Source organism: Devosia naphthalenivorans (assembly GCF_003056355.1).
Classification (GTDB): Bacteria; Pseudomonadota; Alphaproteobacteria; order Rhizobiales; family Devosiaceae; genus Devosia; species Devosia naphthalenivorans.
In genome coordinates, this window is record NZ_PYVW01000006.1 from 18,546 (window position 1) to 44,856 (window position 26,311).

Consider the following 26,311-nt stretch of genomic DNA (forward strand, 5'->3'; position numbering starts at 1 on the left):
CCTCCAAATCGCCCCGCCCGAAGCGGAACGTAATCCTGCAACAGAACTGGCCAACCGCCAAATCGTTCAGCCGGTCACGCAGCCCTTAAGTCAAAACTAGTCTAACGCGCTTTACGTAAACGTCAACCAACCACCCCTTACGTTCACTACCAAGAACGCAATTAACTCCCTCCCCCTTGCGAGGAGGGATCAAGGGTGGGGGGTCGATCCCTCCCTCAAAGTCAGTGAATGCTCCCCAATTCCACGGCACCCGTTTGACGCTAACGTAAAGCCATGGGATAATTCCCCAAGGGCAAAGCCCATGCGCATCAATGCCGCCGGAGGAACACAAATGGAAACAACGATCGAGACTGCGCCCCTGCGCCCTTGGATCGCCAGCTACCCCGACGGCATCAAATGGGATGTGGAGCTCGATATCCGGCCGGTCCACGAACAGGTGCTGGCCGCCTGCGCCAGAAACCCCTTCGCGCCCGCCCTGGATTTCCTGGGCGGCACCACCAGCTTCGGCGACCTTGCCAAAAAGATTATCGCCTTTGCCGGCGCCCTGCAGCAGCAGTTCGGTGTTACCAAAGGTACGCGCGTTGCTCTGATGCTACCCAACACGCCTTTTTACCCCATTGCCTATTACGGCGTGCTACGGGCCGGAGGCGTCGTGGTCGCCTGCAATCCGCTCTATACCGTCCATGAGCTCAGCCACATCATCGAGAACGCCGGCGCCGATGTGCTGGTGACCCTCGATCTGCAGCAGATCTTTGAAAAGGCCGAAAAACTGGTCCAGGCCGGGCACGTCAAATCGCTCGTCGTCTGCCACTTCCCGGACGCCCTGCCGTTTCCCAAGAGCCTGCTTTTCTCTCTCGCCAAGCGCAAGGATCTGGCCCACCCCAAGCGCTCGCCAATCGCCGACCGCATCACCTTTTTCCACGACATGATCGCCCGCAACGAAACGCCGGGCGCTGTGGTGATCGATTCCCGCAACGACATTGCCGTCCAGCAATATACCGGCGGCACCACCGGCATTCCCAAGGGCGCACTGCTCACCCACGCCAATATCTCGGCCAATATGAGCCAGATCGACAAATGGGGCCTGGGGCTGTTCTATCCGCCCAGCAAGGTCGTGGCCGTGCTTCCCTTCTTTCATATCTTCGCGATGACTGTCTGCATGAACGTGCCGCTCTGCAACGGCACCCAGGTGGTCATGCTGCCCCGCTTCGAGCTCAAGGCGCTGCTCAACCTGCTTGCCCGGACCCGCGCCAATATTCTTCCCGCCGTTCCCACCCTGCTAAACGCCATCGCCCGCGCCAGCACAGCCACGCCCGAAAAGCTGGCGGGCCTTGAAGTCGCCATCTCCGGCGGCGCCGCTCTGCCCGACGAAGTGCGCGCTTCCTTCGCCAAAAAGTCCAAGGCACTACTAGCCGAAGGCTATGGTCTCACCGAAGCCTCCCCCGTTGTCTGCTGCGCCGCCCTGCGCGTGCCGTCAAAACCCATGTCCATCGGCATGCCCCTGCCTGGCACCGATATCCGTTTCGTCGACATTGATACGGGCCAACCCGTTGGTATCGGGCGGGATGGCGAGTTGCAGGTCAAGGGCGCCCAGGTCATGTCGGGCTACGCTAACAACACCGAGGAAAGCGAAAAAGCCTTCATGGACGGCTGGCTGCGCACTGGGGATGTCGGCCACATGGATGACGATGGCTACGTCTTCCTCGTCGACCGCATCAAGGACCTCATCATCTGCTCGGGCTTCAACGTTTATCCCCGCACCATCGAGGAAGCGCTGATGACTCACGAGGCGGTCGAGGAAACCAACGTGATCGGCGTCTCCGACCAATACCGCGGCGAGGCGCCGGTTGCGTTCGTCAAGCTCAAGCCGGGCCAGACTGTTTCCGAACACGATCTCAAGCACTATCTGGCCGAACGCCTCAACAAGATCGAGATGCCCAAGGAAATCATCTTCAAGGACGCCCTTCCCAAGACGCTCATCGGCAAGCTCAGCAAAAAGGAGCTGCGCGAGGAGTACGCCCAAACGCGGGGCGACCATCCATGACCCGTCCCGAAACCGACAATCGCGATCTCTTCGCTATCGCCGATCTCGCCAAGGAGTTCGGCATTTCCACGCGTGCCATCCGCTTCTACGAGGCCAAGGGCCTGCTCTCGCCCGAACGCGTCGGCGCCACCCGCATCTTCCGCCGCCGTGACCGCGCCCGGCTGATCCTGATCCTGCGCGGCAAGCGCCTGGGCTTTTCCCTGCGCGATATTTCCGATTACCTCAGCCTCTACGACGCCAATCGAAGCGAGCAGGTGAACCTGCTGATCGACAAGGTCGACGAACGCCTCGCCTCGCTGGAAGGCCAGCTGTTGGACCTCCAAACTACCATCGCCGAGCTACGCGAAATCCGAAAACTCGCTGACCACGGCCTGGAAAAGGCAAGCTAGCCCTTTCCTGCTCCCCAAACGTCACCCTCGGGCTCGACCCGAGGGCTCTATACTTCCTACCGCCCACCCCGCGGCTTGACGTTCTTCGTCATCAAATCCGGCTTCTTGGGTTTTACCCAACCCTTGGGCGGCTGACGCACCGGCACCTGCGTTCCCAGCCCCATAGCCCCCGGCGGCGGCTGTCCAACCGTGACGCTATCGGGGTCACCCTCCCCCGGCACTTCCCCCTTGAGCCGCGCGATCTCGTTGCGCAACGCCCCCGCTTTCTCGAAGTCCATAGCCTCCGCCGCCGCTTGCATCTGCTCGGTCAGCGCCACCAGCTTCTCATGAATACTGCGCGACGACATCGCTCTGAACTCCTCCCATCCACGACGTTATCCCGGCGCAGGCCGGGATCCATCCTGAGATTTCTAAACGCACTCGACACACTAGGAGGCAGCCACAAAAACCGCCATATCCTCCAGCGTCCCCGCCTCGCTCGCCGGTTTGTCCCACCGGATCCGATTAATCCGCGGAAACCGCAACGCTACCCCCGACTTATGCCGCGCACTCTCCTGCGCCGAGTCGAACGCCACCTCGAACACCAGTTCCTTCTTCACCTCGCGCACCGGCCCAAATGCCTGGATCGTGTTCGCCCTTATCCACTTGTCGAGCATTTTCAGCTCCTCATCGGTAAATCCGAAATAGGCTTTCCCAATCGGCACGATCTCGTTCCCCTTCCACACGCCAAAGGTGTAGTCCGAATAAAACGAGCTTCGCTTGCCATGCCCGCGCTGGGCATACATCAGCACCGCATCCACCACATTGGGGTCGCGTTTCCACTTGAACCAATATCCCTTGAGCCGCCCCGGCACATAAGGGGAGGTGCGAAGCTTCAGCATCACGCCTTCATGGCCGTGGCTTTCCGCCCCCTCGCGCCGCTGCTGGGCCAAATCCTCCCAACCGCCGAACGGCAGGATGGGTGAAATATCCAGCCGTGTCTGTGGATTGGCCGCGAGCCACGCCTCCAGCCGCTTGCGCCGCTCCGTCCATGGCAGCGTGCGGATGTCCTCGCGCCCATCAAACAGCATGTCGTAAACCCGGATAAAGGCCGGGCTGTCCTTGAGGTGCTTGGTCGAAGCGACCTTCTTGTTCAGCCGCTGCTGCAAATCGTTGAAGCTGGCGGCCTCGAAATTCTTGCCCACCAGCAATTCCCCATCGAGCACGGCTTGGCCGTGCACATTCTCCACGATATCGGGAAACGCATTGGCGATATCATCGCCCGTCCGCGAGAACAGCGACGCCGTGCCCTCGCCCAGCACCAGTTGCACGCGAATGCCGTCCCACTTCCACTCGGCCGAGAAATCCTTCGGGTCAAGCTTGCCCAGATCCTTCTCCTCGTTGATTGGATTGCTCAGCATCAGCGGATGAAACCGCGCCGCGTGATCGATATCGGGCCGCTCCGCCTTGCCATCGAGCCAGGCAAAGAGATCCAGATACGGCACACGCAAGCCGTGCCACACCTCCTCGATCTCCTGCAGATCCTTGCCGCTCATCTCCGCCAGCGCCGTCTTGGCCAGCCGAGCCGAAACCCCGATTCGCAGCGCCCCCGTCGCTAGCTTCACCAGCGCCCAGCGCTCATTGATCTCCGCCCGCGTCAGCAGCGCCGCAATCAGCTTGGGCAGATCGCTTTTTGACGTGGTGTTGAACAGCTCGATCAAATCCGTCAGCGACGGCAGATCGCCCGTTTCCCCATGATGCGGCCAGATCAACGCGATCGTCTCGCCCAGATCCCCCACATAATCATAGCTCATGGCAAACAGCGTCTCGTCCACCTCGCGCAGCACTGTTTCCCGCAACAGCGCCGGCTTGACGTTGCGAAAGGTCAGCGCCCCCGTCAGCACCGCCAGCGCATAGCCCCGGTCCGGGTCCGGCGTCTCGCGAAAATACTGCGTCAGCGCCGCGAGCTTGCGGTTGCGCGATGGCGTCAGTGCCAGCAGTTCCAGCAATTGGGCAAAGCGCTTCATTCCACGCCCTCCCCGCCATCGTCCTCGAAACCCTGGATATTGAGCGGCTCCGCATCCAATCCTTGCGTGCGACACCAATAAACCAGCGCATCCTCGCGCCCATGCGTCACCCACACGGTTTCGGCCTTGGTGTCGCCGATGGTCTGCAGCAATTCGCCCCAGTCGCAATGGTCCGAAATCACCAGCGGCAATTCCACCAGCGCCTGCCGCGCCCGCTGCTTGACGCTCATCCAGCCCGACGCCTGGCACACCACCGGATCGGGAAACCGCCGGCTCCACCGGTCGCGGATCGCCGAAGGCGGCGCGATGACGATCTGCCCCGCCATCTCAGCCTTCACCATTCCGGTCGCCGGCCGCAGATCTCCCAGATCCACACCAAGCTCCTGATACAACTCGCACAGCCGGATCATCGCCCCATGCAGATAGATCGGCCGCTCCCACCCCGCATCGCGCAACAGCCCGATCACCCGCTGCGCCTTGCCCAGCGCATAAGCGCCCACCAGATGCGAGCGCTCCGGATTATCCGCCGCCGATTTCAGCAACCGCCGGATTTCCAGCTGCGGATGGGGATGCTGGAACACCGGCAACCCAAACGTTGCCTCGGTCACCAGCAGATCACATTCCACCAGCTCGAATGGCTGCGACGTCCGGTCCGCCAACCGCTTGTAATCCCCCGACACCACCACCCGCTGCCCGCGATGCTCAATCAGCACCTGCGCCGACCCTAGCACATGGCCAGCCGGAAAAAACGTTATGGTCACATCATCAATGGGCAGCGGCACCCCAAATCCCAGCGCCTGGAATTGCCCCGCACAATCCTCCCCATACCGCGTCTTCATGATCGCGATGGTGTCCGGCGTCGCCAGCACCGCCCCATGCCCGCTCCGAGCATGATCCGCATGCCCATGCGTAATAATCGCCCGCTCCCGCGGCACGCTCGGATCAATGAAGGCGTCTATCGCCTTGATATGCAGGTGCCGGTCGAGGATTTGAGCTGTCATGAAGCGGTAACGCTGGCGCTTGGAAACTGGTTCAGAGTCTCAGCAGCCCTCATGGTGAGCTTGTCGAACCACGAGGGCGTGCCCACATCGTGCCACAACCTCGTCCTTCGACAAGCTCAGGATGAGGTCTACTGAAATGCTCCCTCACATCACCCGCGTCACATCCAGCAACCCTGGCCGCTTGTCGTTCGCTGACGTGATCGCCGTTTCTCCCCCAAGCACCACCACATGCCCATGCCGCGCAATGGCATCCACCGCCTCGGCGAGCCGCTTGAAGTCCGCCTGCGTCGTTCCCAAGATCTCGTCCCGCCGCTGCTGGCGAATTGCGTCGGTCGTACCCGTTAGATACCGCCACATGGACGAATACCCCTTGGCATCCGGGAACTCATAACCATCCACGTCCCCGATCACCCCGATGATGGAGCGCGTCAGATCGTTATCGCCGATGGGCGCATGCAGCGCCTTGCTGGCCCCGTCATAGGCGTCGATAGTCTTGAGCAGATTGGGGTCGCGATACGACAGGAACGAGAAATTCCCGCTCGTCAGGTCGAACCGCGACGAGCCGCCATAGGCCCCACCCTGCACGCGCACCTTGTCCCAGAGATAGGTCGTGTTGAGGAACTTGATGGCCACATTTGCCGCCCCGGTCAGCTCAAACCCGAGCTGGCGCAGATTGGCGCCCTTGCCCACATAGTTGACCTGCGCCGGGATGATCAGCCCTTCCGAACGCGGCCGGTAATCAATGCTCCAGTCCGCAGCCGGGAAATCGCCATTGGGCAAATGCCCGAGGAATTTCTCGATCTCCGGCCGAGCCCGCTCCCACAGCGAACCATCCACGGTGACATTGATCACCATCCGCCCGCGGTTGAAAAGCGTATCGCGAATGCGCACCAGCGCCGCCTCGACCCCAGCCCAATCGCTATCCACCCGCTCCACCAAGCCGCGTAGAAACTGCAGATAGCTGACTCCGCCCAACTGCTCGGCGATCCAGCTGGCTTCCGTCAGGCCTGATTTCAGCCGCGTGTCGACAATGGAATTGCCCGCCGGGACCATGCGCGCCTCGAACCCGGCCTTTTCTTCCAGCGCCATCTGGCGGAAGCGCGCCTTGTTATCGAGCCGCGCATCGAGCAGCACATCGCCCATGATATCGAGCATTTCGCCGAACTTGTCCGGCACGGCCTTGCCCGAGAGGAAGAACCACGCAGCGCTCCCATCGCTCCCCTGCCGCGCCGAAAGCCCGCGGTGCTGCGCAATGCCACCCGTCGAGCGGCCGATCCGCTGCGTCAACGAAACGAAGTCTTCCTTGCTGGTCCCGGTCTGCAGCAGCGCCCGCCCGAACAGCGGCAGGTACGGCAGCAGGTCCTTGTCGAGCACATGCAGGTCGAACCCGAAATCAAGGTACAAAATCCCCAGCGTCGGCAGGTCATGGTAGAACAGCCGCACATCGCCCAGCGTGCCCAGGTCCATCGGCACCTTGCGGATTTCCCGCGGCAGATCGGCAAGTGTCAGCGTTGGAATCTTGGCGAGGTCCGCCGGATCGTCGACGGTTTCCTGCAGCGCCTTGAGCTTTTCGGTGTCCGCTACGGTCTGCCGCAACGCCCCCTCGTCCAGCCCCTTGCGCACCCCCGCCAATATTTCTGCCTCGCGGGCGGCCTCGCGCGCGCCCTGCTCGGGGTCGGCGCTCAGCACCACGCTGGTGCGGTGCGTGTTATCCAAAAGCAGCCGGCGGATTTCGCTCTCGAAATGCTTGGCGGCCGCCTTCTCCTTGAGTGCCGTCAGCGAGCCCTCGAAGGCCAGCGGCGCGATCGGATCGCCCCCATGCAGCCAGGTTCCCAAGGCATTGAACATATAGCTCATGCCCCGCGGGAAAGACCCGGTATTGTTCTCGCGCAGCGAAAATTCGAAGGTGTTCGCTGCCGCTTCCAACTGCTCGGGCGCAAAGCCGGTCTTGGCGATCTCTTCAAGTGTCGAGAGGATCAACGCCTCGACCTTTTCGGCATCGGCTGCATCGATCCCCTTCATGCCAAAGCTGGCCATCGGTTGACGCAGGCCTGAGCCAATCCCGCCGCCGGTCATGCCTTCGCCCAACCCGGACTCGGTCAAAGCCTTTCGCAGCGGCGCCGCCGGATTGCCTACCAGCAGATAGCTCAGCATGCCATGGCTCAGCGCTTCGGTTCGGTCAGCCGGCGGATCGAGCATCCAGTTGAGCTGCACCATGCCGTGGCGCGGCTTGCCCTTTTCCTTGGTACCGGCATAGGTCGCAACGATTTTGCGCGGCGCATTGAAGCGCGGCTGCAACTCCACTTCGGCGTCCACGGGCGCCGCCTCGAACTGCGAGAAATAGGCATCGAGGATCGCCAGCCGTTCGCCCGCTTCATCATCGCCCGAAAAGAACGCCCGCGTATTGGAGGGATGATAGAACTTCTCGTGGAAGCGCTTGAATTGGCTGTAGGTCAGGTCCGGAATGGCCTTGGGATCGCCGCCGGACGACTTGCCATAGGTCACATCGGGGTAGAGCGAACGCTGCGACAGGTCGCGCATCACCGCGTCGGGCGATGAAAACACGCCCTTCATCTCGTTGAACACCACGCCCTTATAGACCAGCGCCGCCTCGACATCCTCGAGCTCGTAGTGCCAACCCTCTTGCCGGAACGTGTCTTCCGTGATCAGCGGAAAGAACACCGCGTCGAGATACACATCGACGAGATTGTAAAAATCCTTGAGGTTCTGCGACGCCACTGGATAGGCTGTCTTGTCCGGAAAGGTCATGGCGTTGAGGAACGTGTTGAGCGATCCTTTGATCAGCTCCACGAAGGGCTTCTTGACCGGATATTTGCGGCTGCCGCAGAGCACCGAATGCTCAAGGATATGTGCCACGCCCGTCGAGTCATCCGGCGGCGTCTTGAAGGTGATTCCAAACACCTTGTTCTCATCGTCATTGACGAGGCTGAGCACCTCCGCCCCGGTCTTCTTGTGCCGGAACAGCAGCGCCTGCGAATTGGCCTCCGCAATATGTTCGTCGCGGAGCAGTTCGAAGGCGTCATGATAAGGCATGGGATACTCGGAAGGGTTCTTGTGGTTCCTGCCAACGTAGGCACCTCAACCTCGATCCGCTAGGGGGCAACACGTCAGCGTAGGCCGGTCGACTACGGAGCCATCAGTCATCCACCCTCCCCCTTGCGGGGAGGGAGAGCGAGACAGGACTTAGCACTTGCTAAGTCCGTGATCGAGCCGGGTGGGGGTGCGAGAGCCCCAATGTCCGGGCTCACCCACCCCCACCCTTGATCCCTCCCCGCAAGGGGGAGGGTGCCGACTGATAGATCCAGAATTAAACCCCGCCCCGGATCTCAGGCTTCACATCCTTCTCGTACCACTCGCTGAGCTTGCCCATCAGCGCCGGGAATAGGCTCTTCTGCTCGCTCGCCGCCACATTGTCGGCGAGCTGCTCCGGCTTGCTGACGCCCGCAATCACCGTCGAAACCTGCGGATGATCCAAAATCCAGCGCAGCGCGAACTGGCTCATCGGCATGGCTTCTGGCGACAATCCCTTGAGTTCGGCCACCAGTTCCACGCCCCGCTCGAACGGAATGCCGGAGAACGTCTCGCCCACCGAAAAGGCCTGCCCGTCGCGGTTGAAGTTGCGGTGATCGTTGGCGTCGAAGCGCGTTTCCTTGTCGAACTTCCCGCTCAAAAGCCCACTCGCCAGCGGCAGCCGCACAATGATGCCAACATCCTTTTCCGCCGCCTTGGGCAGCAATTCCTTGGCCGCATCCTGGCGCAACAGGTTGAAGATGATCTGCAGGGTCGAACAGCCCGGCTGGTCGAGGCAGATCAGCCCCTCCTCGATGGTCTCGACACTCGCGCCCCAATGCCTGACCAGCCCTTCAGCCCTAAGCTCGTCCATCCAGCCAAAGATCGCACCGTCGCGCAAAACCGCCGTCGGCACGCAATGGAGCTGCGCCAGATCAAGGCTAGCGGCGCCCAGCCGCTCGGCCGACCCTGCCAAGCTCTCGCGAATGCCCTCCTTGGTGTATTTGTCGGGAAACAATTCCCCCGAGCGACCCAGCTTGGTCGCGATCTTCACCCCAGCTGGTTTCTGGTGCGCCCCGATCCGCCGCTCGCTCTGCCCGCCGCCATAAACATCAGCCGTATCCCAGAACGTCACGCCCGCGGCGTCCGCCGCCGCAAGAATCTCTTCCGCCGTCTGGTCATTCACCGGCCCGAACGCCTCGCCCAATTGCCAGCAGCCCAACCCGATTTCGGAGACTTCATACCCGGTCTTGCCCAAGCGACGCGTCTTCATTGGTAATCCTCTTCCAAAACGGTGCAAATTCCACGCATCGCTTATTCGAAATAATCGGGGAAGTCGTTGATCGTCTGCGTCAACAATATTTCGGCCCGTCCCAGATGCGCCCGCATCGCTGCCTCGGCACCCGCCACGTCGCCATTGGCAATTTTTGCCGCGATGATCTTGTGCTCCCCGATCGCCACCTGCGCCGACGAAACGCCCAGTGTCATAAACCGCACCCGGTCCAGCTGCATCTTATGATCGTCGATCAGCTGCCAAGCATATTCCACCCCGGCCAGCCGCGCGAGCGTGCGGTGAAACAGTTCATCGAGCTGGTGAAAGCGCCGGCTATCCGCCGCCGACGACGCCCGCTCCTGGTCGGCAATCAACTCATCCAGGATCGCAGCCGCATCCGCCCCCGGATTGCCCGCCACCCGCCGCACCACTTCCACCTCGATGGATTCGCGAATGAACCGCGACTGGCGCACCCCTTCGGGTGAAATCTTCTTGACCACCGTCGCGCGCTTGGGCCGGATCAGCAGCAATCCCTGCTGCGCCAGCCGGATAAACGCCTCGCGCACCGGCTGCCGCGACACCCCATAGCGCGCCGCAATATCGCTTTCCGAGATCACGTCACCGGGCTTGAGGGCCATACTGACGATCTCGTCCCGCAACGCCCCCACCACGCGCAGCGACATGGTCTCCTCGGGGATATCGAGCACGCTGGTCATAGGTTTGATTGCATCTCCAATTTCGCCTCGCCCATTGGGCCCTCACACCCACTGCACGTCACCCTCTGGCTTGACCCGAGGACTCTACACTCACTGAGTTCCTAGAGTACAACCCCCTTGGGTCAAGCCCAAGGGTGACTATTGGCCCGTCATTGGCGCACCCCGCCTGCCTCATCAAAACACACAAAGAAACCATACCCTTCCTCAATCTTGTATGGTAGATGCCTGACAAGCGCCACCCTCTGGCGCACGATTTGTCGACATTGGAGAAATACGGAATGGCCAAGACCTACGCGCTCGTCGGGACCGGGGGTCGTGCACGAATGTTCTATCAGGCCATCCTTGGCCCCCACCGCGAACATTCTCGGCTTGTCGCCCTCTGCGACACCAACCAGGTTCGCATGGACTACACCAACAGCGTGATCGAACGTGAATTCTCGGGTCAGCCCGTACCCACCTTCAAGGCTGCCGACTTCGCCGACATGATAAAGCAGCACAAGCCCGATATTGTCATCGTCACCTCGATCGACCGCACGCACCATCACTACATCATCGCCGCCCTCGAAGCCGGCTGCGACGTCATCACCGAAAAGCCGATGACCACCGACCCCGAGAAGTGCCAGGAGATTCTCGACGCCGTCGAGCGCACCGGGCGCAATGTGCGCGTCACCTTCAATTATCGCTATGCCCCGCACAATTCAGCCCTACGCGAACTGATCGCCGAAGGCGCCATCGGCACGCCGACTTCGGTGCATTTCGAATGGCTACTCGATACCCGTCACGGCGCCGATTACTTCCGCCGCTGGCACCGCGACAAGCGCAATTCGGGTGGCCTGATGGTCCACAAATCCACCCACCATTTCGACCTGGTCAATTTCTGGCTCGGCTCCCAGCCGGACACCGTCTTTGCCATGGGCGACCTGAAATTCTACGGCCGCGCCAATGCCGAAGAACGCGGCGTGTTCACGCCCTATACCCGCACCACCGGCATCGAAGCCGCCAAGGATGACAAATTCGCCATCGACCTCACGGCAAACCCGGTCCAGAAGGGCCTCTACTGGGACGCCGAAAAGGAAGACGGTTACCAGCGCGACCAGAACGTCTTTGGCGACGGCATCTCCATCGAAGACACCATGAACGTCATGGTCCGCTACCGCAACAAGGCGATCATGACCTATTCGCTTTACGCCTACGCCCCCTGGGAAGGCTTCAACGTCGCCATCAACGGCACGGGCGGGCGCCTTGAGCTGATGGTTCGAGAAACCTCCTATATTAATGCCGGCTCCACCTCGACCGCCGAGGGCGCCGCCGAAGGCATCAACCTCTACCACTTCCCCCTCCACGGCGAAGCGCGCGTCGTTCCCGTCAAGCAGGGTGAAGGCGGCCATGGCGGCGGCGACAAGATCATGCTCGAAGAAATCTTCGGCAACGCCACTCCCAAGCCCGGCTACGGCGCCAACCACCGCGATGGCGCCCTCTCCATCCTCACCGGCATCGCCGCCAACCAGTCGTTCGACACCGGCCTGCCGGTCAATGTGAACACGTTGGTGAAGTTCTAGGGGCGCAATCCCTCAGTCGACTCCTCCCCCCGCCAGGGGGAGGATCAAGGTGGGGGTTAAAAGCCCCGATATCCGGGCTCTCGCACCCCCACCCAACCTCCCCCTGGAGGGGGAGGAGCCAAAATCCCAACACCCCGAACTACCACCCGCCCCACCCTCCCCCTCGCGGGGAGGGTAGCGCCGCTAGGCCGCAAGGCCGTAGCAAAGCTAGGGTGGGGGCGCCCACCCCCACATCCTGTGCAAGATCAATGAGACCTTCCCCGAATCGGGGACAGTTCGTGTTATCCCTCGCCAAAGTTTTGCGTGTGTGCGTGCCACTGGGACGTGACACCCGTTCGGGAGACACGATGAAGGTAGCAATCGACATGGGCGTGAGTACGGGCCACGCGCCCGCGACGCTCGATCTCGAGGAGCTGCTGGCCACGCGCCTCCTGGTGCAGGGCAATTCTGGCTCCGGCAAGTCCCATTTGCTGCGGCGATTGCTCGAACAATCCGCTCCCTGGGTGCAGCAGTGCATCATCGATCCCGAGGGCGATTTCACCACGCTATCCGAGCGCTTCGGCCATCAGGTGATCGACGCCACGCGCACCGAAGCCGAATTGACGCGCATTGCTGGCCGCGTCCGCCAGCACCGCGTTTCGGTCGTGCTCAACCTTGAAGGGCTCGACGTCGAGCAGCAGATGCGCGCCGCCGCGGCATTCCTCGGCGGCATGTTCGATGCGGACCGCGATTTCTGGTATCCCGTTCTGGTTGTCGTCGACGAAGCCCAGCTCTTTGCCCCGTCCGCCGCCGGCGAAGTCAGCGACGAAGCGCGCAAGCTATCCCTCGGCGCTATGACCAACCTCATGTGCCGCGGCCGCAAGCGCGGTCTTGCCGGCGTCATCGCCACCCAGCGCCTCGCCAAACTCGCCAAGAACGTTGCCGCCGAAGCCTCCAATTTCCTGATGGGCCGCACTTTCCTCGATATCGACATGGCCCGCGCCGCCGATCTGCTGGGCATGGAAAAGCGTCAGGCCGAGCAGTTCCGTGATCTTGCCCGTGGCCATTTCGTTGCCCTTGGGCCCGCGATTTCCCGCCGCCCGCTGCCGGTCACCATCGGCGCGGTGGAAACCTCCGCCCGCTCCACCAGCCCCAAGCTCACGCCGCTGCCCGAAGCGCCGGTCGATGCGGCCGAGCTGATCTTTACCGCCTCCCCCGAGGAAGCGACGCGCCCCGTTGTGCGCCGTCCGGCCCCGCCGCCGCCACCGTCCACCAATGAATTGCTGGCTCAGCTGTCGCGCCCCCGCGCTGACGCTGAACCCGTTCCGCAGACGCTGTTCCCCGAGATCGACGAAGCCGAGCGCGATTCGCAGATCGACGCGATTCTGGTGGAAATCTTGGGCGATCCCGACGCGAGCTTCCGCACCGTCGCTGTCCTCTACCAGGATTTCCTGGTCCGCTGCCGCATCCGCCGCGTTCCCGGCGAGCCGCCGGCGCTACCGGTCTTCAAGCGCAAGCTCGCCGTTGCACGTGTCGCGCCCGACGCCGATATCGCCCAATCCGACGGGTGGCAGCAGGCTCTCAGCCTCTCTGAAACACTAACCGAAGACGTTCAGGGCGTGTTTCTGGTCCTCGCCCAGGCGGCGCTCACCGGCGCCCCCTGCCCGTCCGACGCTACTCTAGCACGCCTCTACGGCACCCACTCCGCCAGCCGCGCCCGCCGCCTCCTCACCTGGTTCGAAGAACGGGGCCTCCTTGTCGTCCGCCTCGACTTCCGCAACAACCGCGTCGTCGCCTTCCCGGACCTCTCCGCCGAAACCGCCCCCGGCGACCCCAACGGGCCGGACGCCATGGTGGAAGAACGCGGCGCGGCCGAGTAGATTACCGCACTGCCTCCTCAATCCTCCTCGACAAACACTTCCTTCCGCTTCTGGCGAATACCCGGCAGCACCGCGATAATCACCGCCAGCAGCGCCAGGCCCAGCAGCGTCGCTGAAATCGGCCGCTCCAGAAACACCATCGGATCGCCACGCGAAATGATCATTGCGCGCCGCAAATGCTCTTCCAGCAGCGGCCCCAGCACGAACCCCAGCAGCAGCGGCGCCGGCTCGCACCCAAAGCGGATCAGCACGTAGCCGACAACCCCGAAAAACCCGATCGCATAGACATCGTAGATGTTCTGGTTGATCGAAAAACACCCGATGCAGGCAAACAGCACGATCGCCGGAAACAGCGCCCGATAGGGTATGGACAGCATCTTCACCCACAGCCCGATCAGCGGCAGGTTCAGCAGCACCAGCAACACATTACCGATCCACATCGAGGCGATGATGCCCCAGAACAGCGCCGGCTGGTCGTTGATGACGTTCGGCCCAGGCGTAATGCCCTGGAGGATGAACGCCCCCACCATGAGCGCCATCACCGGGTGTGCCGGAATCCCCAGCGTCAGCAGCGGAATGAACGAGGTTTGCGCCGCGGCATTATTGGCCGATTCCGGCCCCGCCACGCCCTCGATGGCCCCGCGGCCGAATTCCTCGGGCGTCTTGGAGAGCCGCTTTTCCGCCGAATAGGACGCGAACGAGGACAGGATATGCCCCCCACCCGGCAATACGCCCAGTAGTGACCCCAGCACCGTCCCGCGCAGGACCGGCGCGATGATGCGCTTGAAGTCCGTCATGCTGAGCCACAGCCCCTTGACGGACTTGACCATCACGTCGCGGCTCTTCTCGTCTTCCAGATTGCGCAGGATTTCGGCCACGCCGAACACACCCACGGCCACGGACACGAAGTTCAGCCCCGAATAAAGCTCGCGAATCCCGAAGGTGAAGCGCGGCTGGCCGGTATAGATATCCTGCCCCACCATGCCCAGCAGCAGCCCCAGCACGATCATGCCCAAGGCCTTGAGAATGGACCCATGCGCCAGTGCGATCGAGACCAGCAGGCCCAGCACGATCAGCGCAAAATATTCCGGCGCCCCGAAATTGAGCGCCGCTCTTGCTAGCGGTGGCGCAAAAAACGCCAGCAGCAGCGTTGCCACCGTTCCAGCAAAGAACGATCCCAGGGCCGCCGTGGCCAGTGCCTGCCCGGCGCGACCTTGTTTGGCCATCTGATAGCCATCGATCGCCGTCACCGCCGAGGAGCTTTCCCCCGGCAGATTGATCAGGATGGCCGTGGTCGAGCCGCCATATTGCGCGCCGTAGTAGATGCCGGCGAGCATGATCAGCGCGCCGGCCGGCGACAGCGAAAAGGTGATCGGCAGGAGCATGGCGATGGTCGCCGTGGGTCCGATGCCCGGCAGGCATCCCACCAGCGTGCCCAGCAGTACGCCGATGAAGCAGTAAAGGATATTGATGGGGTCGAGCGCGACCGAAAAGCCCAGGCCAAGCGAAGCAATGATGTCCATGATGGGCTCCTACATCCCCAGCCAGGGGCCAAACCACGGCACTGTCATGCCGAGCCCAACAACAAAAATGGCAGTGCACAGCACCGTCAGAGTCACCGCCAGCAGCAGTGCGAATACCGGCGAGTTCAACCGGCTGGCCATGGCGGCGGCAAAGCTGGACACCAGCACCACCGGCACGAAGCCCAGCCCACGAATGGTCGCGCCGAAAAAGATGATGACCCCGATAATCAGCACCATGGCCCGCCATGGCGGGCTGAGGGGCCGTTCGGTATCCGGCTTCTTCCAGCCGTTTGCCGCGACCCCAAGGCCCAGCGCCGCGAGCACGCAGCCCAGCAGCAACGGCATGAAGCCGGGGCCCATGCGGAAGGCCGTGCCGACCTCGTAGTTCAGCGCCTCAAGCGCGAAATAGGCCCCTGCCGCGACGAACATAGCGCCGGACACCAGGTCCTTGGTCGAAAAATTGGAAACCGCCACAGCCGCCCCTTTTAGATGATTGAGCTACTCCAGTAGCCCTCATGGTGAGCCTGTCGAACCACGAGGGCGTGGCTTGATCGTGCCACGACCTCGCCCTTCGACAGGCTCAGGGTGAGGTCTGCTGAGACCCCACCACACGCATTTGTCTTAGTCCGCGTAGACCCCCGCGGCTTCGATCACGCCCTTCCAGAGCTCGATCTGGCTGGTCAGCGTTTCGGTCAACGCTGCCGGAGTTGCTTCCTCGGCGGTCACAGGCACCGTGCCAAGCTCCGCAAAGCGGCTGATCACCGTCTCATTGGCCAGCGCCACCTGCAACGCAGCTTCCAGCCGCTCGATGATCGCGGCGTCGGTCCCGGCCGGCGCATAAAGCCCGTGCCACACGCCGATTTCCAGTTCCAGCCCGCCCTCGGCCGTGGTGGCCAGATCGGGCAGATTGCCCAGCCGCTCAGGCGAGGTCACGCCATAGGCCTTCACTTCCCCGGCCTGGATCTGGCTGGTCGTGTTGGTGGTCTGATCGCAGATCAGATCGACCTGCCCGCCAATGATGTCGGTCATGGCAGGGCCTGAACCCTGATAGGGCACGGTGGTCATCTGCGCGTCCACCGCGTTCATGAACAGCATGCCGCACAACTGGCTGGCAGAGCCGATGCCGGCATGGGCGTAGGTGATGTCTTCGCCATTCGCCTTCACATAGTCGAGCAGCTCGGCCATCGTATTGGGCTCGAAATCCTTGCGCGCCACCAGCGTCATCGGCACCGAGGTGATCAGCCCGATCGGGGCAAAATCGGTGGTCGGATCATAGGGCAGGCTGCGGTAAAGCGTCGGCGCCGTCGACATGCCGATATGGTGCAGCAGCAGCGTATAGCCGTCATTTTGCGCCACGGCGACCTGACCGGCGCCCAGCGTACCACCTGCGCCGCCCACGTTCTGCACGACGACCTGCTGGCCCAGATCCTGGCTCATGACCTCGGCGACAAGGCGCGCCACGGTGTCGGTCGGTCCGCCCGCCGAGAACGGCACGACGACGGTGATCGGCTTGGTCGGATAATCCTGCGCAAAGGCCGATCCGGCAAAAGCCATGCTCGCCAGCAGTGCGCCTGCCGCTAGGGTGATTGCAGTCTTCTTCATTGTTGTTCCTCCCGGATAATCTTGAAACCGGCTCGCGCCGGCCACAGAAGCCCTTTGCAAAGCGCGTGCCAACTCAAAACTGCAGGGCAGATATGCAAAACCCACGCGGCATGTTAACAGTTTCGGCAAAATCTTGCCATTCTGCTGATTGCTTTCGGCAGTTTCTTGCCAAGGACCTTCTGTCTGAATCCAAATCCGATCATCCGCGACCTGTTCTCCCGCCGCCAGCTCACTTGGTCCGGCGCCGCTTTGGTATTCGTGCTGCTGGTCGGCTGGGCCGCCTTCGAGATCGCGCTCGCCGGCGCCATAGCCAGTGCGGGCCAGCAGGCGGACCGGCGCCTGATCCTGTTCGATCGTACGCTGGAAGCCATCATCGAGCGCTTCCATTACCTCCCCTCCAGCATCGCACTTGCCGCTGATATCCGCACCCTGCTCGCCAACCCCGGCGATCCTCAGCTAGGCGAAAACGCCAACGGCTTCCTCTCCCGCCTCAACGACACCGCCGGCGCGGGCGAACTCTTCATCATGGATTTGGAGGGCCACGTCGTCGCTGCCAGCAATTGGTGGGCCTATGACAGTTTCGTCGGAGAAAACCTGAGCTACCGCCCCTATTTCGAAGAGGCCATGCGCGACGGCGATGCCAAATTCTACGCCGTGGGCACCGTCACCGGCGTCGCCGGCTATTTCCTCACCCGCCGCATCGACGGCCCCGACGGCGTCCTCGGCGTCGCCGTCACCAAGATCAATCTGGGCGAGATCGAAGCCAATTGGTGGCGCTCGGGCGAACTCATCGGCATTGTCGACGTCAACAACGTCACCATCCTTTCGACCCGCCCCGACTGGCGCTACCGCCCGCTATCGCCGCTACCAGCTGCCGACATCGCCCGCATCCCGGACGAACGCCGCTACGGCACCGCCCCTTTCCAGACCACGCCCGTTGCTGCCGATATCTGGCCCTCCCGCGGCACCAGCCTCGCCTATATCGCCGGCGATGACCCCGAGACCTCGGGCCTGTTCCTGTTCGACGAATTGCGCCTGCCCATTCATCAGTGGCGCCTCGTCTCCTTCACTCCCACCGGCCCCATCTTCCGCGATGCCTGGACGGCCGCTGCTGCCACGGCTCTGGGCGCCGCCGCCTTCCTGCTCATCATCGCCCTGCTGATCCAGCGTCAGCGCAGCGTCAGCCAGCGCCTCGCCGAGCATGATCGGCTGGAGCAGCGCGTTGCCGAACGCACCGAAGATCTGCACATCACCAACGAAGCCCTGCGCGCCGAAATCGCCGAGCGCATCCGCGCCGAAGCCGCCGAACGCGACGCCCAGCAAAGCCTGGTGCAGGCGGCAAAGCTTGCAAGCCTGGGCCAAGCCTTGGCCGGCGTCGCCCATGAGGTCAGCCAACCCGTCGCCGCCCTCACCACCCATCTGGCCAGCGCCAAGCTCATCGCCGCGCGCAGCAACGACGCCGATATCGCCGGAATTCTCCTCACCATGGACAAGGTGGTCGATCGCCTTGCCGCCCTCACCGGTCACCTCAAGAGCTTTGCCCGCAAGCAACCCAGCGCCCACGCCCAGGCCGAACTCTCGGCCGTCATCGCCAATGCCCTCGACCTGGTCGATCACAAGCTCAAAGCCCTGGGCATCGATATCGATTACCGCCGTCACCCCGGCGCCCTACTGGTACCCGCCAATCCGATCCACCTCGAACAGGTGCTCATCAACCTCTTCGCCAATGCGGCCGACGCCATGGAAAAAAGCCCCGTGCGCCTGCTCTCGATCGCCCTCACCCCGATGGGCGACCGCGTCGAGCTCAGCGTCGCCGACACCGGCACCGGCATCGCCCCGGTCGATCTCAACAATGTCTTTGACCCCTTCTATTCCACCAAGCAAGCCGGCCGCGGTCTGGGCCTGGGCCTCTCTATCTCCTATGGCCTCGTCCGCGACATGGGCGGCACCATCAAAGCGCAAAGCCGCCCAGGCCAAGGCGCCACCTTCACGGTGAGGCTGCCTTTGGTAGCAGGTGCCGCCGCCACTGCTCCCTCTCGCCCCAAGGCCTACTCTCAATGACCTACACCCGATCCCCAATGCCCCAGTCGTCACCCTCCCCCTCGCGGGGAGGGATCAAGGGTGGGGGAAGACTGGCCCAAATGTCGGGGATCTCACCAATAGCCCCCACCCCATTCCTTCCCACATCCGAGCCTGAACCATGACCACTCCCACCGTCCTGATCGTCGACGACGAAGAAATGGTACGCACCGCGCTTGAACAATGGCTGCGCCTTTCCGGCTTCACCACTCATGTCGCCAATGATACTGCCCAGGCCCTGGCCATGCTCGACGATGCCCACCCCCATGTGATCCTGACCGACGTGCGCATGCCCGGCCTCTCCGGACTCGATCTGCTCCGCAATGTGCGCGAACGCACTGTCGCCAGCGAAGTCATCCTCATCACCGGCCATGGCGACGTGCCCATGGCGGTCGACGCCATGCGCGCCGGCGCCTTCGATTTCCTGCAAAAGCCCTACGTGCCCGACCAGTTGGTCAAAACCCTGCGCCGCGCCGCCGAGCAGGCCGCGCTCAAGCGTGAAATTGCAGATCTTCGCCGCAAGCTCGATGGTGGCGAATGCGAGCTCGCCACTCGCCTCGTCGGCGCCTCTCCCACCATGGAAAGCCTGCGCCACGCCGTGCGCGAGCTCGCCCCTGTGCCCACCGACATCATCATTTTCGGCGAAACCGGCACCGGCAAGGAAGTCATCGCCCGGTGCCTTCATGATTTCTCCCCGCGCGCCAACAAGCCCTTCGTCGCCGTCAATTGCGCCGCCATCCCGGCCGAACTGATTGAGTCCGAACTGTTCGGCCACGAAGCGGGCGCCTTCACCTCGGCGCGTGACAAGCGCATCGGCAAGTTCGAATTCGCCAATGGTGGCACGCTGCTGCTCGACGAGATCGAATCCATGCCGCTCCTCGCGCAGGCCAAGGTGCTGCGCGTCATCCAGGAGCGCACCGTCGAGCGCGTCGGCTCCAACCGCCAGATCCCGCTCGATCTGCGCATCATCGCCGCGTCCAAGGCAGATCTCGCCGCCGAAAGCGAGGCCGGACGCTTCCGCGCCGATCTCTATTACCGGCTCAACATGGCCACCCTTCATCTGGCGCCCCTGCGCGAGCGCGGCGATGACTGCGTCCTGCTGTTCCACCATTTCCTAGGACAGGCCGCGCAACGCTTCAACAAGCCTGCGCCCACCCTTCACCCCGCCGATATCAATGCGCTCCTTGTCCATGCTTGGCCCGGCAACGTGCGCGAACTCAAGGCCGCAGCCGATCGCTTCGCATTGGGCCTCGACACCACCGGCCGCTCGCTCGACGCGATCCTGGGCACCAAGCCGCAACCGCAGACCTCCTCCGCCAGCCTTGCCGACCGCGTCGCCGCTTATGAGCGCCAGATCATCGAAACCGAACTGGCTCGCCACAACGACTCCATCGCCGCCGTCGTCGACGCCCTCCAGGTCCCCCGCCGCACTCTAAGCGAAAAAATGACACGCCTCGGCGTCAGGCGCTAGCCAGCCCAGATAACTTGCGGCTCGAAAGCCGCAGTCGACACCCTCCCCCTTCGCGGGGAGGGATCAAGGGTGGGGGGTAGGCTGGCCCCGATGGTGGTGCTTCCGCAGCTCTCGCTAACGCTCCCGACCGATTCTTCGGCGCAGCGCTACCCCTCCAACTCCGCTCGAAACGCATACCGCCCGACCGCCCCCGGTCCCAAGACCTCGCCATAAGGCCGCTCCTCCAGCGCATCGCCGCCGCCCACCACGGCCGCCGTCCCATGCCACGGTTCAAGGCACACAAAACGCCCGCCTCCCTTGGACCACAAGGCAAAGTTCGGCAAATTCTCCCAACTGAAACGAACCGCCTTCTCCCCCGTCCCATAACGCAGCCCAGCGCCGGCGCCGGCCGGGAAAATCATCGCATCCTGCTCGAACATCTCATGACTCAGCGTCAGCGCCCCATCCCTGAACGGCGAAGGCAATTCCTCCGGCTCCACCAGCCCACCCGACAGCCGCACCAGCGCCGGCTCCGCCCCATTGTCCAGCACCACAGTGTGCTCCTGCCCCTCGCAGCCCGGCAGCGGCCAGCGGAACGCCGGATGGAACCCGATCCCGAACGGCATCGGTCGGTGATCGAGATTGCGCACCTCCGCCGTAACACGCACCGCCCGCCCCTCCAGCCGGTGCTCGATCACCAGCCCGAACTCGAACGGATAAGCCGCCCGGCTCACCGCACTGGCAACCAGCTCGAACCGGCAAAAATCGCTACCGCTGGACAGCAGCGCAAATTCGCTCCGCCGGGCAAAGCCGTGCTGCCCCATCGGATAGCGCTGCCCATCGATGCTCACATGATCGTCGGGCGCCTTGCCCACAATGGGAAACAACACTGGCGAACGCCCACCCCAGAACACCGGATCTCCGTTCCACAACCAGCCCTGCCCATCGCTGGTCCTGATCGACTGCATCTCAGAGCCCATGGACGACACCTCGACGCTCAGATGCTCATTCGCAATTTTCACGACCGCCATGGATCAGCTCCTTGTATGTCTACCGGTTCTCACCATCTCGCCAGTTTCGTCGCCCTCCGTCAAACCGCCCTCCCACTCAACCTCCAGCCGCCGCATCAATCCTCGGGCGTCCCCCGGCGCCATTAGCTTGTCCGTGTTGTCAAAAAACACGAAAACATCCCGCAACTTTCCATCATCGGTCGGTCCGATAACGAAGTTCCCGTCGGTCGCGCGACCCGCCGCCCAGTTGCACACTCGTTCCGCCCAAATGTCGAGTTCGGCTTCCGTATAACCGGAATTGTAAAGTTCCACCGAGCCATGCAGCCGGCAGTAAACAAAGTCCGCCGTCACATCCATCAGCAGCGGCCAGTCCACCGTATCGGCACAAACCAGCGCCACCTGGTACTGCCGCAGCAGGCCGATGAATTCCGGATCGCGAAAACTCTCGTGCCGGATTTCCATGGCATGCCGCATCGGCCGCACCACGCCATCGCCAAGATCCGGCGGCGCCTTCAGCCGCCCATCATGCCGCCGCGCCAGCACCGCAGCCTCGACGGTATCCCGCGGCAGCAGCCGAAAAAACGCTTCGATCCGCTCTTTGTTGAACCGGAACCGCTCGGGAAACTGCCACAAGATGGGCCCAAGCTTCTCACCCATGGCCAGCGGCCCCGAGGCAAAAAAGTTGGCCAGCGGCACTTCCGGCTGCTTGAGCCTGAGCATATGGGTCAAATAGCGCGGACCCTTCACCGCAAACACAAACCCCTCGGGCACCGTCCCCGCCCACTGCTCGAAAGCCTTAGGCGTCTGCATGCCGTAAAACGTGCCATTGATCTCAAGCGCGTTGAACTGCGAAGCCGCGAAGCTCAGCTCCCGCTTCTGCACCAGTCCCTCAGGATAAAAATTCCCCCGCCAGGGCCGATACGTCCACCCCGACACCCCGATCCTGACCTCGCCCCGCCCAACCACGCTGCACACATCCCTTGTTTTGGGGCCACAACGGCTAGGCAACCGTCCGCGTTGCAGCCACCCCCTTGCCCCACCGCCCCCAATCCGCCAAACACCAGCCCATGCCCTTGCCGCTCCTCCCCATCGACGAAGCCCTGCCCGCGCTCCTTGCCGCCCTCGCGGTCGGCACCGCCGCCGTGCTCGTTGCTCCGCCCGGCGCCGGCAAGACCACGCGCGTCCCCCTCGCCCTCCTCGATGCCCCCTGGCGCAAAGACCAGCGCATCATCATGCTCGAACCCCGCCGCCTCGCCGCCCGCGCCGCCGCCGCCCAGATGGCGCGGCATTTGGGCGAAGATGTCGGCCAGACCATCGGCTATCGCGTGCGCATGGACAGCAAGATCTCCGTCCGCACCCGCGTCGAAATCGTCACCGAAGGCGTGTTCACGCGCATGTTGCTCGACGATCCCGAGCTGACCGGCATTGCCGCAATACTGTTCGATGAGTTCCACGAACGCAGCCTGGATGGCGATCTGGGCCTGGCCCTGGCGCTCGATGCCACTGCCCTACGGCCCGATTTGCGCATTCTGGTCATGTCCGCCACCATCGACGGCGCCCGCGTCGCTCGCCTGCTCGACGACGCTCCGGTGATCGAAAGCCAGGGCCGTACATACCCGGTTCAAACCCTGCACAGGGAACCCAACCCCTTGCAGCGCCTGGAGGATCAAGTCACCACCGCCGTGCTCGACGCCATGCGCGAGCACGAGGGCTCGGCCCTGGTATTCCTGCCCGGCCAGGGTGAAATCACCCACGTCGCCGAACGCCTCGCTGGCCGCGTGCCCCGCAATACCGACATCGCGCCCCTCTATGGCCAGCTCTCCCCCGCCGAGCAGGACCGCGCCATTCGCCCCGCCGAGCCGGGTCGCCGCAAGGTAGTGCTGGCGACCTCCATTGCCGAAACCTCGCTCACCATTGAGGGTGTCCGCATCGTTGTGGATTCGGGCTTCCGCCGGGTTCCCGTTTATGAGCCGGGCACGGGGCTCACTACGCTGCAGACCCGCCGCGTTTCGCGTGCCGGCGCCGATCAGCGCCGGGGTCGTGCCGGCCGCACCAGTCCTGGCGTTGCTATCCGCCTTTGGAACGAGGGGCAGACGGCAGCGCTGGAAGGTTTTGACGCTCCGGAAATTCTTGCCGCAGACCTTGCCGGCTTTGCGCTAGACCTCGCGACCTGGGGCGTTACCGACCCGAAAGCCCTGCGTTTCCTTGATCCTCCGCCTGCTCCGGCCTGGGCGGAGGCTATCGCGCTCCTGCAATCACTCGATGCGCTTGAGGCTGATGGCCGGCTCACGGAGCAGGGCAAAGCCTTGTCCCGCCTGCCGCTTCACCCCCGCCTGGCCCACATGATTGTGGCGGCCGGGGACGACACCCAGACGGCTGCCGAACTCGCCGCGCTTATCGGCGAACGAGGCTTGGGGGGCGACAGCACCGACCTGGCCCAGCGCCTTGACCGGTTCCGCCTCGACCGAAGCAAACGCGCGCAGGACGCGCGAAATCTTGCAAAGCGCTGGCAGCATGCTCGCAAAGTGCTTCCATTTAGCTCCGGGCTTGGTACCCATCTTGCTCGCGCCTATCCCGACCGCGTCGCGCAGGCCGCCGGCCCGCGCGGAAAATTCCGCCTCGCTAATGGGCGACAGGCATCGCTCGATGAAACCGACCCGCTCGCGCGCCAGCAGTTCCTCGTCGTCTCAGACATGACCGGCACCGCAGCCAACAGCCGTATCCGCGCTGCTGCAGCAATTTCCCGCGAAGAAATCGAGGAGCTGTTCGCTTCCCGCATCACGCAGACCGAGACGCTCAGTTTCGATTCCGCTTCGGCCAGCATCCGCGCCCGCCGCACCCGCCAGCTGGATGCCCTGCGCCTGACCGAAGAACCCATTCCCGTCACCGACATGGAAGCCGCCGCGCAATTGCTCGCCCAGGCGGCCGCCCGCGCGGGACTGGACCTGCTGCCCTGGAGCCGCGAGCAGAAGGCCTGGCGGGCCCGCGCCAATTTCCTGCGCGGCACGCTGGGCGATGACTGGCCCGACCTGCACGCGGACGTACTGGCGTCCACGGTCGAGCAATGGCTCGCTCCCGCCCTGTTCGGTCTCACCAAACTTTCCGAAATCACCGGCGAGCATTTGCGCACCGCGCTGGATCTCATGCTGCCCTATGCCAAGCGCCAGGAGATCGAGGCGCTCCTGCCCAGCCATTTCACCGCGCCCACCGGCAATGCGGTGCCCATCGACTACTCAGCCGAAAATGGCCCCGCTATCGAAATCCGGGTGCAGGAGCTGTTTGGGCTGACGCGCCACCCCACCATCGCCCAGGGCCGCATTCGCCTGTTGCTGGTCTTGCTTTCGCCGGCCCATCGGCCGATCCAGACCACGCGCGACCTCGTCGGCTTCTGGAACGGCTCCTGGGCCGACGTCGCCAAGGAGCTCAAGGGCCGCTACCCCCGCCACCCCTGGCCGGACGATCCCGCGAAGGCTGCGCCGACAGCGAGGGCCAAGCCGCGCGGGACATAGCGCCACGCCCTCCTCCTTCGACAGGCTCAGGATGAGGTCTGCTGGAAACTCTCAACAGACCTCATGGTGAGACTGTCGAACCCACGAGGTCGTGGCACCCAGCCACAAAAAAGCCCCGGATCGCTCCGGGGCTCTCGAATTATTCAGCAGGCGCAAAATTCAGTGCCACGCCATTGATGCAATAGCGCAGTCCCGTGGGAGGGGGACCGTCGGGGAATACGTGGCCCAGATGGCTGCCGCAGGTGGCGCAATGGCATTCCGTCCGCACCATGCCGTAGGCGCGGTCTTCGGTGGTCTCGATGGCGCCCGGCAGCGGGTCGTTGAAGCTGGGCCAGCCAGTGCCGCTTTCAAACTTCAGCGTCGATTCAAACAGCGGAGTGTCACATCCCGCACATGAAAACGTGCCAGAGCGGTGCTCGTGCAACAGCGCGCATGAGCCGGGGCGTTCCGTCCCATGGTTGCGCATCACCTGGTATTGCTCGGGCGTCAGCCGGTCCCGCCACTCGGCATCGGTGCGCGTCACGGCGAAAGTATGAGCGTCCATGGGGTTCTCCCGCTTTTTCCAGAAACTGAACATGGGCTAGATATAGTGCGTCAACCGAGCCGCCGCGAGCCCTGTCGCAATCAACCCAAGGTGAAACCCGTGTCGATCATTGCCTCGCTCGAGCAGCTCGAAGCGCTCTATACCCCGGCCCCCGCGCCCGCGGCGGCCCGCAAGGTGGCCCATAGCATGACGCCGGAGTACCGGCGCTTCGTGGAAGCCAGCCCCTTTGCGGCTCTGGCGACCATCGGTCCAGACGGGATCGATTGCTCGCCGCGCGGGGACGAAGCGGGGTTCGTGCGCATCCATGATGACAGCACCCTGATGATGCCCGACCGGCGCGGCAATAACCGCATCGATTCGCTGCGCAACATCGTGCGCGACCCGCGCTGCGCTTTCCTCTTCCTGCTGCCGGGCTCCGGCACCACTTTCCGCGCCAATGGCCGGGCTCACCTCAGCATCGAGCCCGCCCTGCTCGAGAGCTTTGCGGTGGAAGGCAAGCCGCCCCGTTCGGTCATCGTCATGAAGATCGACGAGCTGTATTTCCAATGCGCCCGGGCGATTATCCGCTCTGATCTGTGGAACCCCGAACGCCACATCGATCCGGCCACCTTGCCAACGCCTGGCGAAATCCTTGCCGCCATGACCGACCGGGAAGTGGGCGGCAAGGCCTATGACGAGGCTTGGCCCGAGCGCGCCCGGCAGACCATGTGGTGATGG

The 26,311-nt window shown here is 63.3% G+C and carries 20 protein-coding genes; 8 read left to right on the forward strand and 12 right to left on the reverse strand.

The window, feature by feature from the left end; all coding sequences use genetic code 11:
• Positions 1 to 331: 331 nt before the first annotated feature.
• Both C8264_RS09850 and C8264_RS09855 read left to right on the forward strand, forming a co-directional pair.
• Positions 332 to 2,044 carry a long-chain-fatty-acid--CoA ligase gene (locus tag C8264_RS09850; protein WP_162783556.1) on the forward strand — a complete coding sequence of 571 codons (1,713 nt, stop codon included), beginning with the start codon at positions 332 to 334 and terminating at the stop codon, positions 2,042 to 2,044.
• On the forward strand, positions 2,041 to 2,433 hold the full coding sequence (locus C8264_RS09855) for a MerR family transcriptional regulator (RefSeq protein WP_108460824.1): 393 nt from the start codon (positions 2,041 to 2,043) through the stop codon (positions 2,431 to 2,433). Before C8264_RS09850 ends, C8264_RS09855 begins: the two co-directional genes overlap by 4 nt.
• A 56-nt stretch (positions 2,434 to 2,489) precedes the next feature.
• Here C8264_RS09855 and C8264_RS09860 read toward each other — a convergent pair whose 3' ends face one another.
• The 6 genes from C8264_RS09860 to C8264_RS09885 all read right to left on the reverse strand — a co-directional run bounded on the left by C8264_RS09860 (position 2,490) and on the right by C8264_RS09885 (position 10,459).
• On the reverse strand, positions 2,490 to 2,780 hold the full coding sequence (locus C8264_RS09860) for a UvrB/UvrC motif-containing protein (protein WP_108460825.1): 291 nt from the start codon (positions 2,778 to 2,780) through the stop codon (positions 2,490 to 2,492).
• An 81-nt stretch (positions 2,781 to 2,861) separates the two neighbouring features.
• Positions 2,862 to 4,439, reverse strand: a complete 1,578-nt coding sequence (locus C8264_RS09865; protein ID WP_108460826.1) for a cisplatin damage response ATP-dependent DNA ligase — start codon at positions 4,437 to 4,439, stop codon at positions 2,862 to 2,864.
• Positions 4,436 to 5,440, reverse strand: coding sequence for a ligase-associated DNA damage response exonuclease (locus C8264_RS09870; RefSeq protein ID WP_108460827.1), 1,005 nt, complete (start codon positions 5,438 to 5,440; stop codon positions 4,436 to 4,438). The genes C8264_RS09865 and C8264_RS09870 overlap by 4 nt, the downstream gene beginning before the upstream one ends.
• Positions 5,441 to 5,584: 144 nt before the next feature.
• Complete coding sequence (locus C8264_RS09875; protein ID WP_108460828.1) at positions 5,585 to 8,494, reverse strand: insulinase family protein; 2,910 nt, start codon at positions 8,492 to 8,494, stop codon at positions 5,585 to 5,587.
• A gap of 274 nt (positions 8,495 to 8,768) precedes the next feature.
• Positions 8,769 to 9,743: an aldo/keto reductase gene (locus tag C8264_RS09880; protein WP_108460829.1), complete on the reverse strand. Its 975-nt coding sequence runs from the start codon at positions 9,741 to 9,743 to the stop codon at positions 8,769 to 8,771.
• A gap of 41 nt (positions 9,744 to 9,784) precedes the next feature.
• Positions 9,785 to 10,459: a GntR family transcriptional regulator gene (locus C8264_RS09885; protein ID WP_108460830.1), complete on the reverse strand. Its 675-nt coding sequence runs from the start codon at positions 10,457 to 10,459 to the stop codon at positions 9,785 to 9,787.
• A 278-nt stretch (positions 10,460 to 10,737) separates the two neighbouring features.
• Between C8264_RS09885 and C8264_RS09890 the strand changes: the two genes are divergently transcribed.
• Together C8264_RS09890 and C8264_RS09895 are read left to right on the forward strand one after the other, a co-directional pair.
• Positions 10,738 to 12,018, forward strand: a complete 1,281-nt coding sequence (locus C8264_RS09890; protein ID WP_108460831.1) for a Gfo/Idh/MocA family protein — start codon at positions 10,738 to 10,740, stop codon at positions 12,016 to 12,018.
• A 347-nt stretch (positions 12,019 to 12,365) separates the two neighbouring features.
• Positions 12,366 to 13,877, forward strand: coding sequence for a helicase HerA domain-containing protein (locus C8264_RS09895; RefSeq protein WP_108460832.1), 1,512 nt, complete (start codon positions 12,366 to 12,368; stop codon positions 13,875 to 13,877).
• Positions 13,878 to 13,894: 17 nt separating this feature from the next.
• Here C8264_RS09895 and C8264_RS09900 read toward each other — a convergent pair whose 3' ends face one another.
• The 3 genes from C8264_RS09900 to C8264_RS09910 all read right to left on the reverse strand — a co-directional run bounded on the left by C8264_RS09900 (position 13,895) and on the right by C8264_RS09910 (position 17,002).
• Complete coding sequence (locus tag C8264_RS09900; protein ID WP_108460833.1) at positions 13,895 to 15,400, reverse strand: tripartite tricarboxylate transporter permease; 1,506 nt, start codon at positions 15,398 to 15,400, stop codon at positions 13,895 to 13,897.
• 9 nt (positions 15,401 to 15,409) lie between these two features.
• Complete coding sequence (locus tag C8264_RS09905; RefSeq protein ID WP_108460834.1) at positions 15,410 to 15,874, reverse strand: tripartite tricarboxylate transporter TctB family protein; 465 nt, start codon at positions 15,872 to 15,874, stop codon at positions 15,410 to 15,412.
• Between the two features lie 147 nt (positions 15,875 to 16,021).
• The gene (locus C8264_RS09910; RefSeq protein WP_108460835.1) at positions 16,022 to 17,002 is read right to left on the reverse strand and encodes a tripartite tricarboxylate transporter substrate-binding protein; all 981 of its coding nucleotides are present in this window, start codon (positions 17,000 to 17,002) and stop codon (positions 16,022 to 16,024) included.
• Positions 17,003 to 17,167: 165 nt separating this feature from the next.
• Between C8264_RS09910 and C8264_RS09915 the strand changes: the two genes are divergently transcribed.
• Both C8264_RS09915 and C8264_RS09920 read left to right on the forward strand, forming a co-directional pair.
• The gene (locus tag C8264_RS09915; RefSeq protein ID WP_108460836.1) at positions 17,168 to 19,063 is read left to right on the forward strand and encodes an ATP-binding protein; all 1,896 of its coding nucleotides are present in this window, start codon (positions 17,168 to 17,170) and stop codon (positions 19,061 to 19,063) included.
• A 139-nt stretch (positions 19,064 to 19,202) separates the two neighbouring features.
• Positions 19,203 to 20,552 (forward strand): sigma-54-dependent transcriptional regulator, encoded by a 1,350-nt coding sequence (locus C8264_RS09920; RefSeq protein ID WP_108460837.1) that lies wholly within the window; start codon positions 19,203 to 19,205, stop codon positions 20,550 to 20,552.
• A 146-nt stretch (positions 20,553 to 20,698) separates the two neighbouring features.
• Here C8264_RS09920 and C8264_RS09925 read toward each other — a convergent pair whose 3' ends face one another.
• Positions 20,699 to 21,562 (reverse strand): aldose 1-epimerase family protein, encoded by an 864-nt coding sequence (locus C8264_RS09925; RefSeq protein ID WP_108460838.1) that lies wholly within the window; start codon positions 21,560 to 21,562, stop codon positions 20,699 to 20,701.
• A gap of 3 nt (positions 21,563 to 21,565) precedes the next feature.
• On the reverse strand, positions 21,566 to 22,507 hold the full coding sequence (locus tag C8264_RS09930; RefSeq protein ID WP_108460839.1) for a DUF72 domain-containing protein: 942 nt from the start codon (positions 22,505 to 22,507) through the stop codon (positions 21,566 to 21,568).
• A gap of 101 nt (positions 22,508 to 22,608) precedes the next feature.
• On the opposite strand from C8264_RS09930, the gene hrpB reads away from it, so the two are divergent.
• Entirely contained in the window at positions 22,609 to 25,050 is a 2,442-nt protein-coding gene (gene hrpB, locus C8264_RS09935; RefSeq protein WP_108460840.1) for an ATP-dependent helicase HrpB, read from the forward strand.
• A gap of 139 nt (positions 25,051 to 25,189) precedes the next feature.
• On the opposite strand, the gene msrB is transcribed toward hrpB, so the two are convergent.
• Positions 25,190 to 25,594, reverse strand: a complete 405-nt coding sequence (gene msrB, locus C8264_RS09940) for a peptide-methionine (R)-S-oxide reductase MsrB (protein WP_108460841.1) — start codon at positions 25,592 to 25,594, stop codon at positions 25,190 to 25,192.
• A 99-nt stretch (positions 25,595 to 25,693) separates the two neighbouring features.
• On the opposite strand from msrB, the gene C8264_RS09945 reads away from it, so the two are divergent.
• Positions 25,694 to 26,308: a pyridoxamine 5'-phosphate oxidase family protein gene (locus C8264_RS09945; RefSeq protein ID WP_108460842.1), complete on the forward strand. Its 615-nt coding sequence runs from the start codon at positions 25,694 to 25,696 to the stop codon at positions 26,306 to 26,308.
• Positions 26,309 to 26,311 lie beyond the last annotated feature (3 nt).

What these genes read in the sequence shown, in the direction of transcription:
- C8264_RS09865 (WP_108460826.1), bottom strand. Translation starts at nt 4,439, where the DNA reads ATGAAGCGCTTTGCCCAATTGCTGGAACTGCTGGCACTGACGCCATCG.
- C8264_RS09860 (WP_108460825.1), bottom strand. Translation starts at nt 2,780, where the DNA reads ATGTCGTCGCGCAGTATTCATGAGAAGCTGGTGGCGCTGACCGAGCAG.
- C8264_RS09900 (WP_108460833.1), bottom strand. Translation starts at nt 15,400, where the DNA reads ATGGACATCATTGCTTCGCTTGGCCTGGGCTTTTCGGTCGCGCTCGAC.
- C8264_RS09880 (WP_108460829.1), bottom strand. Translation starts at nt 9,743, where the DNA reads ATGAAGACGCGTCGCTTGGGCAAGACCGGGTATGAAGTCTCCGAAATC.
- C8264_RS09870 (WP_108460827.1), bottom strand. Translation starts at nt 5,440, where the DNA reads ATGACAGCTCAAATCCTCGACCGGCACCTGCATATCAAGGCGATAGAC.
- C8264_RS09875 (WP_108460828.1), bottom strand. Translation starts at nt 8,494, where the DNA reads ATGCCTTATCATGACGCCTTCGAACTGCTCCGCGACGAACATATTGCG.
- hrpB (WP_108460840.1), top strand. Translation starts at nt 22,609, where the DNA reads ATGCCCTTGCCGCTCCTCCCCATCGACGAAGCCCTGCCCGCGCTCCTT.
- C8264_RS09850 (WP_162783556.1), top strand. Translation starts at nt 332, where the DNA reads ATGGAAACAACGATCGAGACTGCGCCCCTGCGCCCTTGGATCGCCAGC.
- C8264_RS09895 (WP_108460832.1), top strand. Translation starts at nt 12,366, where the DNA reads ATGAAGGTAGCAATCGACATGGGCGTGAGTACGGGCCACGCGCCCGCG.
- C8264_RS09925 (WP_108460838.1), bottom strand. Translation starts at nt 21,562, where the DNA reads ATGGCGGTCGTGAAAATTGCGAATGAGCATCTGAGCGTCGAGGTGTCG.
- C8264_RS09920 (WP_108460837.1), top strand. Translation starts at nt 19,203, where the DNA reads ATGACCACTCCCACCGTCCTGATCGTCGACGACGAAGAAATGGTACGC.
- C8264_RS09910 (WP_108460835.1), bottom strand. Translation starts at nt 17,002, where the DNA reads ATGAAGAAGACTGCAATCACCCTAGCGGCAGGCGCACTGCTGGCGAGC.
- C8264_RS09855 (WP_108460824.1), top strand. Translation starts at nt 2,041, where the DNA reads ATGACCCGTCCCGAAACCGACAATCGCGATCTCTTCGCTATCGCCGAT.
- C8264_RS09890 (WP_108460831.1), top strand. Translation starts at nt 10,738, where the DNA reads ATGGCCAAGACCTACGCGCTCGTCGGGACCGGGGGTCGTGCACGAATG.
- msrB (WP_108460841.1), bottom strand. Translation starts at nt 25,594, where the DNA reads ATGGACGCTCATACTTTCGCCGTGACGCGCACCGATGCCGAGTGGCGG.
- C8264_RS09885 (WP_108460830.1), bottom strand. Translation starts at nt 10,459, where the DNA reads ATGACCAGCGTGCTCGATATCCCCGAGGAGACCATGTCGCTGCGCGTG.